Annotated in this window: 1 protein-coding gene; it reads left to right on the top strand. The window is 67.3% G+C overall.

The window, feature by feature from the left end; translation table 11 throughout:
• A partial coding sequence (locus EN846_RS34725) for a 2Fe-2S iron-sulfur cluster-binding protein (protein WP_135928171.1) occupies nt 1-284 on the top strand: 284 nt, incomplete at both ends.

The raw sequence follows: 284 nt of genomic DNA on the forward strand, positions 1-284 counted from the left end.
TGACGCTGTTCGGCCGTTCGTTCAAATACCATCGCCCGCGCGGCCTGCTCGCCGCCGGCGTCGAGGAGCCGAACGCGCTGGTGACGGTGCTGCGCGGCGAGGTGCGCGAGCCGAACATCGCCGCCACCATGGTCGAAATCTATGACGGGCTCGTCGCCGTCAGCCAGAACCGCACGCCCTCGCTCGCCTGGGACATCGGCGCGATCAACCAGCTCGGCGGCAAGATCCTGTCCGCCGGCTTCTACTACAAGACCTTCATGGGCCCGGTGATCGGTCCGCTGAAG

The sequence above is a fragment of the Mesorhizobium sp. M4B.F.Ca.ET.203.01.1.1 genome (genome assembly GCF_004791025.1).
GTDB classification, from domain to species: Bacteria; Pseudomonadota; Alphaproteobacteria; order Rhizobiales; family Rhizobiaceae; genus Mesorhizobium; species Mesorhizobium abyssinicae.